Consider the following 15,512-nt stretch of genomic DNA (forward strand, 5'->3'; position numbering starts at 1 on the left):
ATCCACAACTATTGAAGTGTATCATCCTTTGACGGATCCAATCAGCATTCCTTTGGCAAAATGTTTTTGCAAAAACGGATAGAAGATCAAAATTGGCAAAGTCGCCACAATGATGACTGCAAATTTGATTCCTTGTTCCGGCGGCACATAGTTGGGGTCCATACTTGCTAACGCATTGGCACCACTGGACGCCATCGTGATCTGTCTTAACAATAACTGAATCGGCCATTTTGCTGAATCGTTGATATAGAGCAATCCACTCATGAAGTCGTTCCAGATACCAACGGCGTAAAAAAGGGTGAAGGTCGCGATCACTGGTTTTGATAAAGGCAAAATGATTTTCCATAAGATCCCTAGTTCCGTACAGCCGTCCATCTTGGCGGATTCTTCCAATTCGATCGGCATTTCTTGGAAAAAGTTTTTGATGATCATTAAGTTGAAGGGATTGATCGCGATTGGCAAAATCAATGCCCAATAAGAATTGATCAGTCCTAAATTTTTAACCACGATAAACGTTGGGATCATCCCACCTGAAAAGAGCATTGCAAAAATCACGAGATTCAACAAGGTGTTCCGTCCTTTTAGGTGCTTGCGTGATAAAGGATAGGCAAAGGTGAAGGTACAGAAAAGCTGCACCAGCGTGCCAACGATGGTAACGCCGACCGTTACAAGCAAACTACGGATAAAGGTGTTGGTTGAAAAAATAAAGCGATAGGAGTCGAGACTGATCTCGCTTGGCCATAAGAAAAACGAGCGAGTGGTCAATTCTAACTCCGTAGCAAATGAACCGGCGATCACATAAATAAAAGGAATCACCATGAATAACCCAATTAATGCCAAAAATAGCGCATTAAAAATATCAAATATTTTCCCTGCTTTCGTATTGTGTAAAGTAGCCATCTTTTTCCTCCTTAGTATAAGCCGCTTTCGCCAAAGCGTTTCGCTAATTTATTGGTACAAAGTACGAGGATGATCCCAACGATCGATTTAAATAATCCGACGGCTGTTGAGTAACTGTAAGCGCCATTGGTAATCCCCATCATATACACATACGTATCAAAAACATCTGCTACTGTTCGGTTCAACTGATTGGTCATCAAGAAAATCTGATCAAACCCAGTAGACAAAATCGACCCGATCCGCATGATCAGCATAATGATGATCGTCGAACGAATCGCAGGTAAAGTAATGTGCCACACACGTCGGAAACGTCCTGCACCATCCATGATTGCGGCTTCGTATTGCTCCTGATCCACACCTGATAAGGCAGCTAAATAAATAATAGTCCCCCAACCGATCTCTTTCCAAATCGATTGCATCACGATCATGGGGCGGAACCATTGCGGGTCTGAGAGAAAGTCGATTTCAACGCCTGTCAACGAAGCGATAAATTGAGTGATCGCTCCATGATCGATGTTGAATAAGATATGCCAAAGACTAACGACGATCGTCCATGAAAGAAAATGTGGTACATAGACGAAGGTTTGAATGGTCCGCTGAAACAGCTTGTTGCGCAATTCATTCAGTAACAGTGCCAAAAAGATGGGTGCTGGAAACGAAAAGAAGATGTTTAAAAAGGCAATCATCAACGTGTTCCACAAGATCCGAAAGAAATCAGGATTATTGAAGAAATCCATAAAATTTTGTGTTCCGACCCATGGACTATCTGCGATTCCTAAAAAAGGCACATAATCTTTGAAAGCAATGATCAACCCATACATCGGTGCATAACGAAATACTGCAAAATAGATGATCCCGGGAATCGTCAAAATATAGAGCCATTTATTTTGTTTAAAATGGTTGAGAAAACTCCCCCATTGCTCTTTCGTTTTCGGCACTTTTTTTATTGTTGTTTCCATTCATTCTCCTCCTCTAATTCCGCTCCAATCAGTGCTAAACAACAAATCGTATTTAGTCCCCACTGTGACAACACATTGGTCGATACCCACGGCATTTCTTTTATTTTTTTCCACGTTGTCGCTGCTTCAATGGTCGCTTCGATCGGCAATGGAACACCCGATTTGTCATTATCAAGCAATAACTGCCAAGCCCTTTGACTGATTGCTCGATCGTTACGCACTCGCCCAGCAAAGGCCATCATCGTCGACGCAAACATTGGCCAGGCAAAATGAGGTTCCGTCAGTACCTCGTTTGACTCTTCTGCTTTTCTCTCAGGACTCAAGCTATAAAACCAGCCAAACTCCCCTAACATCTCTGTCCACTCGGGGTCTTCCAGCACTTGAGCAAGTTCTAACCAAACTTGCGGCGCCCCAAAGGAAATGACCATGTGATAGCCGCCAAAATTCCCTGTTCCCATATAAGACAAGGTTTTGTCTTGCGGATCAAATAACACTGTGGGACCAGACAAAAGGCGCTGGGGCATGGCTTTGATGCAGGTGATTCCTGTGCGAATTTTTTCAAGGTAAACAGGATCATTCGTCCGTTCCCATTGGGTAAACCAGTTCGAGACTAGCGCAGCCCAATCTGGTCCGATTCGGATCGGTATCCGCTTCGTTTCTCGTTCATAAAACTCGCGCATCGGTGGTAACGCATCAAAAGCATAGGTTTCATTGTCTTTGACTTGTTCCATGACCTCCCCAATACGTTCATCCGCTGTCAAATAGTAGTAGTAGCGATGCAGACCCGCCATTGAAATTCGAACTTCTTTGGCTTGGCAGCCCCAATGAACGACATTATGCCGAGACCCCAATCCTTTGTATTCACCAGCATGATACTGATCGACTTCTGAAGTATGTCTCGTCATGCTTTCAGCCAGATAGTAGACGCTTGGATCACCAGTCCGTAAAAAATCTAACCAAAGCCACATGTTAGGGACCAATTCAGTGTTTTGCCAAGCGTACCCACCAAGATCGTAGCGCCATTGGTGTCGAAACTGATCATAGGTATGCATGACATCACCATAGTTCCAATAGCCATACCAACCTCTTTGTTGGACTTCTGCTAAATAGAATTGCCGCATCTTAGCCAATTGTTGCTCCAGCAATTGTTTCGTTTTCGTTGATTCGTCTGGTAAACTGATCCTGCCAAAAACCTTCGTCTCTTGATAACGCTCTGGCAATGAAACGATCTGGGCAGGTTCTTGGTTTTCTTGAGCTAAGCCCAGCAACACTTCTTCTGACGGGGCTTCTTCATAAAGATCCAACCAACAACGCGTCGTATTTGCTACACCAACTGCCGTCGAACGAATCTCTTCCATTCCTTCGTATCCGCTAAGCATATGATCCCGTTTGGAATAGTGCTGAAAATCCATTGGCTTGGCATTCGGTGACCACTGCCACATCGTGATTTGGGTTGCTTTTTGGGTGATGCCTGCCACCTCGATCGCAGATGGTGCTTTTTCCCAAAATTTCTCCATGCTGCAAGCAACGCCGCCGGTTTCTCCCCCAGCGTAAAAGGTACCTGAATAATGCTCGCCATCCCCAATGGGCAACCAACAGTACCCAGCTTCGGTCTGTTTTTCTAATTCAAATGACCGATGATTGATTTGATTGACCCGAAAATTGTCCCAAATAGCATTTTCCACCGCATGAGACAGCATCGGCTCGTCCGCTGGGGTCAATGAAACGAGCTGTCCACTGGCTTGTTCTTGATAGGGAATGTTTTGCTGATAGTGTCGACGTGAAAGTAACAATTGCGCCGCTTCATGATACACAGCATCTGCAATAAATTTGACTTGTCGATTCCAATTTTCACCTGTCAACGCATAATCAAATGCTATCCCCATGCCTTCATAAGCAAGTGGTTTGATGATAATGACCGTATGAATGATTTCCAATTTGCTGATTTCGCGAAAGATGCGGAACCGTAAAATAAACTCTTGCACCACTTCTTGATCGATCTCGATGACGCCCGATACTTTGATAACGGCTTTCTCGGAACCATTTTCTTCCAACATCAAGTCCGTTACTTTGGACTGCACCTTTTTGTTTTGGTATTGCAGGATTGCGTGAAGATCTTGCAATTTTTTCTGCCCATTGACCGCTACCCAGTCCAATACATTTTTCCCTTCCCCATGTTTCGGGAAGAAGCCTTTGATCGTACCGTTGTCAAAATAAATACCGTTGTAAGCTTCCCTAGCAATCGCCTCTTTCTTCTGGACACGCTGTTTTCTTTGAAAAAGTAACTGCGTCGTTTCTGCCACCAGACCACTGTGTCCTGTCCATTTCACACTGCCATCTGGCCAGTAAGCCAGTACTTTCGTTTGCAGCGGCTCCTCACCCAGCAAAAACATTTCCTCACTTAGAACCTCAGGTTGTAAAGCCCCTTTTTCCCATGGATACCCAAAACTCAGCCCACGTTTTCCCTTAGGTTTATTTTTGAGCCATTTCAATGCCATGTTCGATTTCCTCCTCTTCCCTCTCTGCAGGTTGAACTGCATCGTTTTGTTGCTTTAGCTTTTGTTCATTTTCATCAAATAATTTCAAGTAAATCCCCATTGTGCCAATGATCCACATCCCAATACTTAAAAATGGCAGGAGACCGGGGAGAAAAAAGCTGATCGTACTACAAATCCCAAACCAAAGGACGCCTAAAAAGGTGCCAATAGGTTGAAAAAAAAGAAAGCGTAGCGAAGCGCCTAGGTACTTCTTCGTTGGGAGCACATAATATTCGTACATGCTAAGCAATGTATTGATCACAGCGATCGCGACGCATTGGCTAACGATTAATAGGATCAAGCCTGTTTGAGTCAATGCCGCTAAAAATCCTTGCTGGATCACCACCATGGGGCACAAATAAAAGAGAATGATCGGTAAGCCCAAGCGATTCGATCGCCAAAAGTTCCTGCGGTAATACCCAAAGAACGTTTGAAAAAAAGACGGCGATTCCTGTTTAAGGGTTTTCTTTGCTACGTGGAATCCTGCTTGTACGCTAGGCGCCAGTCCAAAGATGATCCCACCTACTAGTGCACCTATAATAACGGTTACATTTATCAGCAAACAATAAAAGACAAAATCTGCTGCTTGATATGCTTTCTGCCAATTCATCACCGTTCCTCCTCTAAGGAATATACCTTTAAGTCTTTATAGCGGGCCTTCATTGGCGCCATTTGCCGAAATCCGATCGCTCCTTTGGTTAATACGGGACCAAACTGTTCTTCATCAAGGTACCTTAACACCAATAATTCGTTGATCCAAAAGGAAATCGTTGCACCTACCTTATCGATTTTTAGGTGATAAAACCCTCGGGCATCTGCTACACTCGGAAGTGGGTCTGCGCCTTGGGCGACCAGATGAAACCCATGGCTTTTGCGCAAATTACACGTTTCAAACGCCCGTTCCTCCTCATACTTTCTTCGAAAATAAGAAAGGTGGTAAGCATTGATCCCACCAGAATGATACTCGGGATATGCCCCGGTTCGTTTGGGTACTCCAGAATCGAAGATCGAGCCACCCTTGCGATTGGCTGCTGCAAAAAAGAGCATACATAAACCTGGTTCAGCCAGTGGTTGAAACTGCCAGGTGATTCGTAGGTCCGCTGGAAATTGTTGAGGCAGCCATAAAACAAAATGTGGTTGTTTGTTTGATTCTTCAGAATACGTATTTGCCAGAATCATCCCGTCTTGGAAAGTAATTTTGGGCTCTCCTTCAGCAATAAAGTGTTGAATATCTGCTGCTTGATTCAGCGGATTTTCATAGATCAATTTCGCTACCATTTCTTCTTCTCCTTTTATGCGTATATGAGCTACTTTTCTCTTTTCATAGTAAACTTGACCTACATTTCTAACAATTGACTTTTTTTGAATTCCTTGATATCAAGCGTTATATTAGGTTTTTCACCTGTTTTTTTCCATTTTTTCTTTTCTGATTTCTTACTACCTGTCTCGTCTCACCTGAATAGTACTCCATTTTATTAGCTGAATAATTAGCTGAAAAAAATCATTGAAAAAGAAAAAGGTTGAGAGCAAGATCCACTCAACCTTCTTCGACTGTCGTTATTGTGCTTGATGAAGGGCATTCGTTTCTTCCATCAGCTGCGTGCCTCCTTGATTCTTCCAAAGTTCGATCGCAGCTTCCCATCCCGCTTCATCGATTTGTCCTGCAATAAATTGAACCCGTGCATCACTAATGATCTGATCAAGCTGTGCCCCTTTCGTTACATACGTATCTGTATTATAGGAGGCTGCTGGGTTAAAGACAGCGTGCTCTAAGTCAGCTTCCATCAGTGACAATCGTTTTTCATAGCTTTCAGTAGCCGCTTCTGTATCAGGTTTAGCAATATAGTACAGGGTATCTTCCGTTACATTCATCCCAATTTGTGAGTACCCTTTGACCGCATTGGCTAGCGCTTCAGCTTCTGATCCTTCTAGTGCGACGGACATTCCATCCACTACTTCGAAATTAATTCCTTCAATTCCGTTGTTCAGCAATACCTGTGCTTCTTTATCATTTAATTTATCAAGGAACGTCAACACCTCTTTTAGATGTTCCTCTGTCTGGACACTCGACTTAGGAATCGCCAAGAAACCAGAATAGCCATCTGTCGGTAACGCATTCATCGTACCGTTATTATCTTTTAAATTCCCTGTAAAGACGACGAGGTCTTCTTCTCCAGCTTGCAATAATTTATTACTGATTTGTGCTGCTCGTGAATACGTATCAATAATGATCCCACCACGTCCATTGATAAACGGCTCATCCCATTTATCTGCTGCCATAGTTGCAAAATCACGATTGACATAGCCTTGTTCCACCATATCTTTAACAAATTGCATTGATTCTAGGTATTCTGGTTGCATAAAGGATGGCTCTAAAGTGCCGTCTATTTCTTTCCAAGCATTTCCTGCCCCAAACCAAGTAGCTAACACATCGTAAGGACTATTTGAATTGATCGAGCCAGGCCATTGGGGAATAATCAAACCAAACGTATCATTTTCACCATTCCCATCGGGATCGTTCTCAGTAAATGCTTTGGCAACCTCATAGAGATCATCGATCGTTTCTGGTACCTCTAAGTTTAAGTTTTCTAACCAATCTTTCCGGATGATCACCGCCGTCCGCATCGCATCACGTTTCCGATAAATTCCGTACACTTTGCCATTCACAGAAGAATTACGCAAAACATCCTCGTTAGATTGAGAGAGATTAGGATAATCAGCTAAATAGTCGGTCAAATCCCAAAAAGCGCCATTTTCTGCTGACTTGATAAATCCTCCTGATTTTCCTTGAATGACCATCACTTCTGGAATATCATCTGAAGCTAACGTAATATTCATTTTATCCTCGTAGGATGTATTGGGTGCCCAGGTAATATCAATGTTTTTGCCAGTGTAAGCTTCTAATTGCTTCAAAATCTCGTTGTCACTTGCAGGTGGTTCAGTTTCAATGTACGGCGATAAAATCGAAATCGTATCATAATCTGTTGTGGAACCTGCTTCCTCCTTCCCACATGCCGACAAAAAGGCGACTGATAGTAACCCCAAACCAAGAATCGTACTTAATTTTTTCACTACTTTTCCTCCTTAGATTTTGTTGTTGAGCCCGATTAAATAAACCGCTTTCAATACCAAAAGCATAACGAAAAGCAGGATTTCCAGCAATTGACATTTTTTGTTAATCATTGATATATGGCTGGGTAGGGAGTTTTGCTCTACATTTGCAGGTATCGTAAATTATAGGAAAAAAGAATAGATAGTTCTTCGTGTTCTTAGTTCGCTCAATCAATTTAATTATCGCAGTTTTTCTGATTCCTATCATTCTTAAATTCTCATTGTAGAAAGGGTAGCCTAAGTACTGATGTTCTTATTCGTGAGAGATTTGGAAACACCTTATCATGAAAAAAAGACCAACTCATTGGTCTTCTTTGATAATTCATCAGTTTTGTAGTACTAAGCGGATCACCACTTATTCATATTTGACAGAAAGAGTACTACCGCTCATACACATCATTTTGATTCAAGGTCGGCGCTAACGCAGTGACGATCGTTTCCACCATCCTTAAGTTCTCAACCCCTGCAATCTTGCCGAACTCATCGGCATGGATGGAAAGATTTTTCAATGTTAGATTGCAGATCGGTTCTGCTGGGCTGGCCTCGATAAAGAAAGCTCGCACGCTTTGTTGTCCTATTTTAGTAGCTTGCACGTTTTCAATAGTAATGTCGCAGACCTTTGCTGAACCTACTGGAATAGCTGGTTGTGCCATCAATTTGTGCCAATAGTCGGGAATCTCTTCCGCATAATTAGCTGGCAGTTCTGGATAACTATAATCTGGGTACCAATTTGTTTGTAAGAGAAAAGGAAAGCCAACATCCTTCATCGTTAAATCCGAAGCAGTGACCTTGCGTATAAATCCACCTCGATTATTGGCGGATTTGATCCGAACCCCTGCGCCAGTTTGCTCAAAGACGACTTTTTGGATCGTGATATCTTCGATCCCACCAGAAGTTTCACTACCAATAGCAATTCCTGAACCATACCCTAATTGACAGTCTTTGATCGTGATTTTCCGACAGCTTCTTTGCTGGGCTAAGGCTTCTGCCCCCCGTCCCGCTTTAATCGAGATATTGTCATCGTTGCAGGAAATGTGAGCATTTTGAATGGTGACTTCTTCACAGGAATCAATATCGATGCCATCGGTACTAGGCCCTTTTCCATTGTCTATCGTGATGCCATCGATCAATATGTGGTGAGAATACGTGATTTGGGTATTCCAAAAACCCGACTGTACCGACGAAATATCTTTGATGGTTACTTGCTGACTTTCATAAACAAGGATATTTCGTGGCCGCTTGCAATCATAATCTGCTGCCCAGCGTAAGCCTCTCTTTGCGTAATCCGCCATCATCCCGCTGGCTTCATCTGTTCCCCAAAACGTTTGCCACCATGTTTCTCCACGACCATCAAGTTTTCCTTTTCCAGAGATCATGACATTTTCTGCGTGAAAAACATTGATCATCGCTGCAGGCCACTTCATATTGATCCCTGCGACCCGATTATCTACTTCGGGATAATCGGCCAGTTCTTGACTACCATACAGAATCGTATCCTCTGAGACAATCAAGTGCACATTGCTTTTTAAAAACAGTGCGCCGATTTGATAGGCGCCGGGTGGTGTAATCACTGTTCCCTGCACAGTTGATGCTTGGTCAATTTCTCGTTGCAATAATTGCGTGATGTCTTCCATTCTTGCTTACCTCCTACGTTTTTGTTTTAAGCTGTTGATAGGTTTGTCGATACCCATGATTGTAAAAATTGCGCATCGCCAACCTTTTTTCATCTATCATTTCGTTGGATAGAACTGAGTGCTTCTTACTGGCGCTGTCCATCAAATAAAGCGTTCCTCTTGGCACATCTCGTTGTCTTTTCCCATGTACTTTCTGGCGTCCTTTTTTCCTACATTCTTTACTATAGTCCCCTTAGCGGGAAAAGAAAGTCCTTTTTGATTTCTGGGGATCGTCTTTTTTTGCATCGTTCTTTCTTGTTAGAAAAATGCGCCTTTTTGTCTACAAAAGCAAAAAGGCGCAACCTGTCAAGGGAGGAAATAAGGTGCTTAACTAACTGTTTCTCATTGGGAAAACCAACGCAGATCATTTCCAAAAGATTGTTCTACGTGCGTTTCTTTTGCCCCATGATGGATAAGCTCGACTGTTTCTTGGCAACTTATTGCATCACTTATGGAGGCTCGATCAATGATCGCTGCTTCTTTAAAGCTGATCTCCTGACACTGTTCAAAAATCATTTTCTTTTGCCCTTTAGCTGATTCAAAGGCAACTGACTCAAAAGCAACGCGTTGGATCGGTGAAACCTGCTGTGCTTGTTCATCGACAAACCCTTTTAGCTCGACCAAAGGGTTCTGCCCTACGATACGGGTATTCTTGACCAAAATATCCGAAATGATCGGTAACTGTTGGGCTGCCTGACCATCGGCATTGTAAGCAACAGGATGAGCCATGAAACGATCCAATAGGCAATCAATGATTGTCACTTGACGAATATAGCCGCCACGATCATTCTGCGCTTTCAATTCTAGCCCATAAAGCGTATTGGTCAGTTGACAATCTCGAAAAGTGATATTTTCGACACCACCAGATTGCTCACTACCAATCGCGATGCCATGTCCCCCTCGAATAGCCAAATCAAACAGCCGAATATTTTTCGCTGGTCTATTGATTTGATTTCCTTCTGGATTTTTGCCAGATTTGATTGCGATACAATCATCACCCGTATCAAAAACGGTGTCAAAAATCAGCAAGTTTTGCGAAGAATCCGGATCCCATCCATCGCCATTGTCGATGCCTTTGGACTGAATAATCACCCCATGGGTCACAACGGTGTCACAGTAAATCATATGAACAGTCCAGCATGGTGGATCAATCAACGTCAGCTCTGTCAAATGGATGTTTTTGGCCTGCATCATACAGATCAAACGTCCCCTTACTCGTCTTCCAGGTTTTCCATCAGAAACATAGTCTGGATACTGTTCACGGTCTGCATAAGGTTTTCGCATCGCCAGTCCTAATGGATTCCCGCCACCAATGATCGTCCCTTTGCCACAAAGACGGACATTTTCACAAACGATACGCCCTCGATCGCCTTGATCGATATACCCAATGTTGATCAATGAACGAAAGCAAAACAATTCCCAGCCTTCATAACGGCTTAATGGTAAGCCCTCTTGATTCACGCTTCCTAAATACTCGTGAGGGGCAACCCGATACTTTTCTATGTCGAGGCTTGCTTGCAATGTGCCATCTACCTGAAAAATCATATTGCTTTTTAGCTCCAACGCACCAGAAAGGATCACCGCCCCTGTTGGGATCCAGACAGTGCCATTATTAGGGCAATCGTTGATCGCTTGCTGGAGAATGGTGGTACTATCTTCTTTGCCTTTGCTATCAGCATGGTAGGGTGCTTGCGTAACATCTATCACAACACTTTTTTTCTTTGTACGAAAGGTCGTCGTGACTGCGGTATTTGTAAGCAGGCACCCCTGATGATCGAGACAGATGATCGTTACTTGATACGTTTGATCGGCAGATAAGTTTGTCAACGTCCAATGCGTCTTGTTTGTTGGTCTTGTTTGGATCAAATCGTTTTCTAAAAACAATTGATAACCAAAAATAGCTTGGGCGTGCAGCGGCTTCTCCCAAATAAGGGTCGCTTGATGGGCACCGATCGTGCTTGGTACGACATGAAAATCAATTACTTGAAATGGTTCCATCGGTTTGTCCTTTCTTCAACGAATTCATTCAATAGAAAAAAGATATTCCAAAACAGCGAATATCTTTTTCCACACTTATTTAAGACCAGTCGTGCTGATGCCTTCAACAATGTATTTTTGGAAAATAAAGAAGATGATCAACACAGGTAGCAAGGAGACCACAGACATCGCGAACATCGCTCCCCAATTGGAGGTGCTGCTAGCATCCAGGAACTGCTTTAAGGCAATCGATACCGTGTAGTTTTGCGGACGTGTGAGGTACAGCATCGGTCCGATCAGTTCTTCCCATTTCCAATAGAAAGAGAAGATCGCAGCGTTTGCCAAGGAAGGCTTCATCAACGGTAGAATCACGCGGAAGAAAATACCGACCCGTCCACAGCCATCCATTTTTGCTGCTTCATCTAAATCTGTCGGGATCGCAGAGACGAATTGGACCATCATAAAAATAAAGAAGGCTTGTCCGAAGTATGAAGGAACGGTTACCGGACGAATCGAGTTAAGCCAGCCTAATTGATTAAACCAAAGATACTGAGGTACCATGATGATCTCTTGCGGCAGCATCATCGTGACCAAGATACAAGCAAACCAAAAGCCTTTTCCTTTGAAAGGAATTCGACCAAATCCATAAGAAATGACAGCCGAAGAGCAGACCGCCCCTACCATTGAAATCAACGCGATTTGCAACGAGTTGAAAATATAGCGAATGAAGGGAATCCCTGCGATTCCTTCAAAGCCTTTGGTAAAGTTTTCTAACGTCCAGCTTCGGGGGATCAACTCTGTTGCCGTTCGAAAAATGTCACTACTAGGTTTAAAGGCACTAAACAGCAGCCAGAAAATCGGATAAAGCATCAGTAATGCAGCAACTAAGATCACGGCATCAAAGAAATAATTTTGTTTTTGTTCACGCATCAATCAAACCTCCTCGTTTTCTTTAAACACCCAAAATTTCGATGTTGCGAATAACAGAATCGTAATCAACCCAACGATGACCAGTAAAATCCACGCTAAGGCTGAAGCATAGCCCATTTTGAAATCGGTAAAGGCTCGTTGATACATGTACAAGGAATAGACTAACGTGCCGTTACGGGGTGAACCCGTCCCATTCGAAATGATAAACGCAGGTGTAAACGTCAAAAAGGCCATGATCGTTTGATAGATCAGATTAAAAAAGATGATTGGCGTCAGGACTGGAACCGTGATATTGAAAAACTGTCTGATTTTTCCTGCCCCATCAATTTCCGCCGCTTCGTAATAATCTTTTGGAATATTTTTCAAACCGGATAAGAAAATCAACATCGACGAGCCAAATTGCCACGCTGCTAATAAAATCAAGGTCATCAACGCTAAGCCAGGACTTTTAAAGAAGTAGATCGGGTCTATGCCGATCGCCGCTAGCACGCCATTGATCAATCCTGAATCGCCAAAAAGATTCCGCCACATGATCGAGACCGCTACGCTCCCACCTAAAATCGAAGGGATATAAAATAATACCCGATAAGCGCCGCTTAATTTCGATGGGCGGTTGATCAGCATTGCCACTGCTAATGCGACGATCAACCGTAAAGGAACTGCCAACACAACATATTTCAGCGTAACAGTCAGTGACTGAACAAACTTGGGATCATTCGTAAAAATCGTTTTAAAGTTATTCCAGCCAACAAATTGCGCCTCTGTCAATAAATCATAGTCATGAAAAGACATAAAAAGAGAAATCCCCATCGGGACGATAATAAAAGCAAAAAAGCCAATGATGAAGGGTGAGATAAATAAGTAGCCTGTAACCATATTCTGTTTAGATTCTGGTAATCGATTAAACCAGCTTTTGAGTTTCCCAGGTTCTTTTGCCGTGGGTGATTTTGATTGTAGTTCCATAATTTTCACTTCCTACCTCCTATATTTGATTACGCTTACAAGTTGATTTTAACGAAGTGCTTCTTAAGAATGAATAGAAAAAAAAGCACAGAAATGTGAAAAACTAGAGGACCTATATTTTTTGCTTCCATTGTTTCTCCTAAAAAAACGCCTTTACTGAAAAAGTCAGTAAAGGCGCCGCAGCTATGCTTATTGATAGTTTTCTGCAAAAATTTCTTCGCAGCGTTGCGTAAAGGCATCATAGGTTTCTTCTGGTGTCATCGTGCCATAAGTGATCTCTGCGTACAGCTCTTTAAAGTACGTGTTGATTTCAGCAAACCCAATTGGTGGGATTGGGGATGGATCACCAACGATGTCTGCAATATCATCTAAGAAATCAGAGGACTCTTGCTCTTCTGGTGTCATGTCGGCATAAAGCAATTCTTTGATGGCATCATTAGAAGGAATTCCCCGCTCAGTACCGATGATCTTATTGGCTTCTTCACTATTCACTAAAAAGTCAACAAACTTCGCAGCTGCTTCTTTTGATTCAGAAGCATTCGCGATCGAATAAAAGAACCCTGGTCGATACGCCATCGCCCCGTTTTCTGAGTCGAATGGACGAGCCAAGTTGATTTCGACATCTTCTGCGGCGGAGGCCTTATAGGTCAAGTATTGATTGGACCAAGTCATCATATAGGCTGCTTTTCCTTGTGAAAACGGATATTGATCCATACTGTTGGCATTGCTAGTCACTTCTGCGGTTGGCATTGCTTTGGCTTCCGTAAGGTCCGCGATAGCCCCCATAAATTCAACCCAGTTTTCTTTGGTAAAACCGATCTCTGGTTTGCCGTCCGCATCGTATTGGTATAGATCTTCGCCTTTAGTACGTAAAAAGTATTGCAAAATCGTACTGTTGTCATTGTTATCATTCCAACCATAATCACCGGTTGCTTCAGCGATCGCTGCCGTACTTTCTACAAGGTCATCGAAGGTATAATTGCTAAAGTCGATCCCAGTGCCCCCTTGTTCTACCAATGATGGATTGTAGAGCATCGCCATCGTATTGACAGAAGTTGGTATGCCAAAAACTTTTCCATCTAACTCGCCAGTTGCTAAAATCGATTCTTTGATATCATCGGTTTGAATCTCATTGCCGATAAATTCCGACATATTTGCTAATTGATTTTTCGTTCCATATTGCGCAATGTACTGCACATCCATCTGGATCACATCAGGTAATTCTCCAGAAGCCGCTTTTGTTGCTAGTTTTTTCCAATGGTCATCCCAAGAACCATATTCATATTCAACTTTGATGTCAGGATTTTGTTTCTCAAATTCTTTGATCGATTCGATATACTTCTCGTGTCTGACTTCTGAGCCCCACCAGGTAAAGGAAATCGTCGTTTTCCCATCTGTATCAGCTTCTGAGCTTCCGCTACTATTTCCGTTGTTGCCACAAGCTGCTAAGGTCGCACCAAGAAACAACAAGCTCGCTGCTTTAAAAAAAGTTTTCTTCATTCTTCTACACTCCTTTTTGTTTGCGCTTACAAGGTGATTGTAATGGAAATCCTCGTTAATAAAAATGAAAAAACAAGAGCAAATATGTGAAAAACTAGACTGTCGTTTTTGCTGAAGGCTAAGCCTTCACGGGCAATAGCTAGAAAAAAATAGAAAAACAGATGAAAAATGTAAAAAAACAGACATGCTCTATTTTTTCCAATATACTATGCTATACTAGCGTTGAAAAGGCTTACTTTTCAAAAAACAAGGTAGGTGGAAACAATGAAAAAAATACAAACCGGACTGTTTCGTCTTTTTACGGTAACAGCTTATTTTGCTAAATTAAACCTTTTATGGCTTTTCTTTACCCTGTTAGGGTTGGGAATCTTTGGCTTCGGTCCTGCCACCGCTGTCACGATCAAATGTTTACATGATTTTCGTAAAACTGGCCATGACTATTCAGCTGTTGCCTTCTGGCAAGCCTACAAGCAAGCCTTTCGCACCTTTACCCTTTTTGGCATTGGACTATTAAGTACAGTACTCCTGTTATTGTTTAACTTACGGATCACTCATTTTTTCCCGACTGAAATGGCTTGGCTGCGTCCTGTCTATTTACTTTTAACGATTCTCCTCCTCTACACTGCATTCATCAGCTTTATGACCTATGCCAAAGCCGAACAACACGCTTGGAAACAGACCTTGTACGTTAGTATCTTTCTAGTCTTTCGCTACCCACTGCAAGGCCTTGCCTTGTTGTTTACCTGGTATTTATTGTTTCTCTTATTGACTGCCAAAACCTCTTTGTTACTCGTCTTTGGACTGGTGATTTTCTTGTTCTTCGCTGAATTTTTTCATGGTCAGATGATTGAAAAAACCAAACAATTGCAAGCAAAGCGAGGCAGTGTCCATGAAGTCCCAGAAGCTGATCAATCATTTTAAAAAGCAGCCTTTTGAGCGACAGTTACATTTTGTTTTTTTTG

General features: G+C 42.6%; 12 protein-coding genes. 1 reads left to right on the forward strand and 11 read right to left on the reverse strand.

Features of this window, described 5'->3' with window-relative positions:
• Positions 1 to 21: 21 nt before the first annotated feature.
• The 11 genes from IGI78_RS12500 to IGI78_RS12550 form a co-directional block, all read right to left on the reverse strand.
• Entirely contained in the window at positions 22 to 900 is an 879-nt protein-coding gene (locus IGI78_RS12500) for a carbohydrate ABC transporter permease (protein ID WP_195266568.1), read from the reverse strand.
• 11 nt (positions 901 to 911) lie between these two features.
• On the reverse strand, positions 912 to 1,859 hold the full coding sequence (locus tag IGI78_RS12505; protein ID WP_005234199.1) for an ABC transporter permease: 948 nt from the start codon (positions 1,857 to 1,859) through the stop codon (positions 912 to 914).
• Entirely contained in the window at positions 1,844 to 4,357 is a 2,514-nt protein-coding gene (locus tag IGI78_RS12510) for a hypothetical protein (protein ID WP_195266567.1), read from the reverse strand. Before IGI78_RS12510 ends, IGI78_RS12505 begins: the two co-directional genes overlap by 16 nt.
• Positions 4,332 to 5,006 carry a YesL family protein gene (locus IGI78_RS12515; protein ID WP_195266566.1) on the reverse strand — a complete coding sequence of 225 codons (675 nt, stop codon included), beginning with the start codon at positions 5,004 to 5,006 and terminating at the stop codon, positions 4,332 to 4,334. The genes IGI78_RS12510 and IGI78_RS12515 overlap by 26 nt, the downstream gene beginning before the upstream one ends.
• The gene (locus IGI78_RS12520; RefSeq protein ID WP_195266565.1) at positions 5,006 to 5,674 is read right to left on the reverse strand and encodes a DUF1961 family protein; all 669 of its coding nucleotides are present in this window, start codon (positions 5,672 to 5,674) and stop codon (positions 5,006 to 5,008) included. Before IGI78_RS12520 ends, IGI78_RS12515 begins: the two co-directional genes overlap by 1 nt.
• Before the next feature lie 279 nt (positions 5,675 to 5,953).
• Positions 5,954 to 7,468 (reverse strand): extracellular solute-binding protein, encoded by a 1,515-nt coding sequence (locus IGI78_RS12525; RefSeq protein ID WP_195266564.1) that lies wholly within the window; start codon positions 7,466 to 7,468, stop codon positions 5,954 to 5,956.
• Between the two features lie 419 nt (positions 7,469 to 7,887).
• Positions 7,888 to 9,141 carry a glycoside hydrolase family 28 protein gene (locus tag IGI78_RS12530; protein ID WP_195266563.1) on the reverse strand — a complete coding sequence of 418 codons (1,254 nt, stop codon included), beginning with the start codon at positions 9,139 to 9,141 and terminating at the stop codon, positions 7,888 to 7,890.
• A gap of 381 nt (positions 9,142 to 9,522) precedes the next feature.
• Positions 9,523 to 11,178, reverse strand: coding sequence for a glycosyl hydrolase family 28 protein (locus tag IGI78_RS12535; protein ID WP_229045677.1), 1,656 nt, complete (start codon positions 11,176 to 11,178; stop codon positions 9,523 to 9,525).
• Positions 11,179 to 11,253: 75 nt separating this feature from the next.
• Positions 11,254 to 12,087: a carbohydrate ABC transporter permease gene (locus IGI78_RS12540; RefSeq protein ID WP_005234188.1), complete on the reverse strand. Its 834-nt coding sequence runs from the start codon at positions 12,085 to 12,087 to the stop codon at positions 11,254 to 11,256.
• A 3-nt stretch (positions 12,088 to 12,090) separates the two neighbouring features.
• A complete protein-coding gene (locus IGI78_RS12545) occupies positions 12,091 to 13,050 on the reverse strand; it encodes a carbohydrate ABC transporter permease (protein ID WP_430618585.1) in 960 nt (319 codons plus the stop codon).
• 189 nt (positions 13,051 to 13,239) lie between these two features.
• Positions 13,240 to 14,550, reverse strand: coding sequence for an ABC transporter substrate-binding protein (locus IGI78_RS12550; protein WP_195266562.1), 1,311 nt, complete (start codon positions 14,548 to 14,550; stop codon positions 13,240 to 13,242).
• 264 nt (positions 14,551 to 14,814) lie between these two features.
• Between IGI78_RS12550 and IGI78_RS12555 the strand changes: the two genes are divergently transcribed.
• Positions 14,815 to 15,471 (forward strand): DUF624 domain-containing protein, encoded by a 657-nt coding sequence (locus IGI78_RS12555; RefSeq protein ID WP_195266559.1) that lies wholly within the window; start codon positions 14,815 to 14,817, stop codon positions 15,469 to 15,471.
• Positions 15,472 to 15,512 lie beyond the last annotated feature (41 nt).

The organism is Enterococcus sp. DIV1767, assembly GCF_050542585.1.
GTDB lineage: Bacteria > Bacillota > Bacilli > Lactobacillales > Enterococcaceae > Enterococcus_D > Enterococcus_D innesii.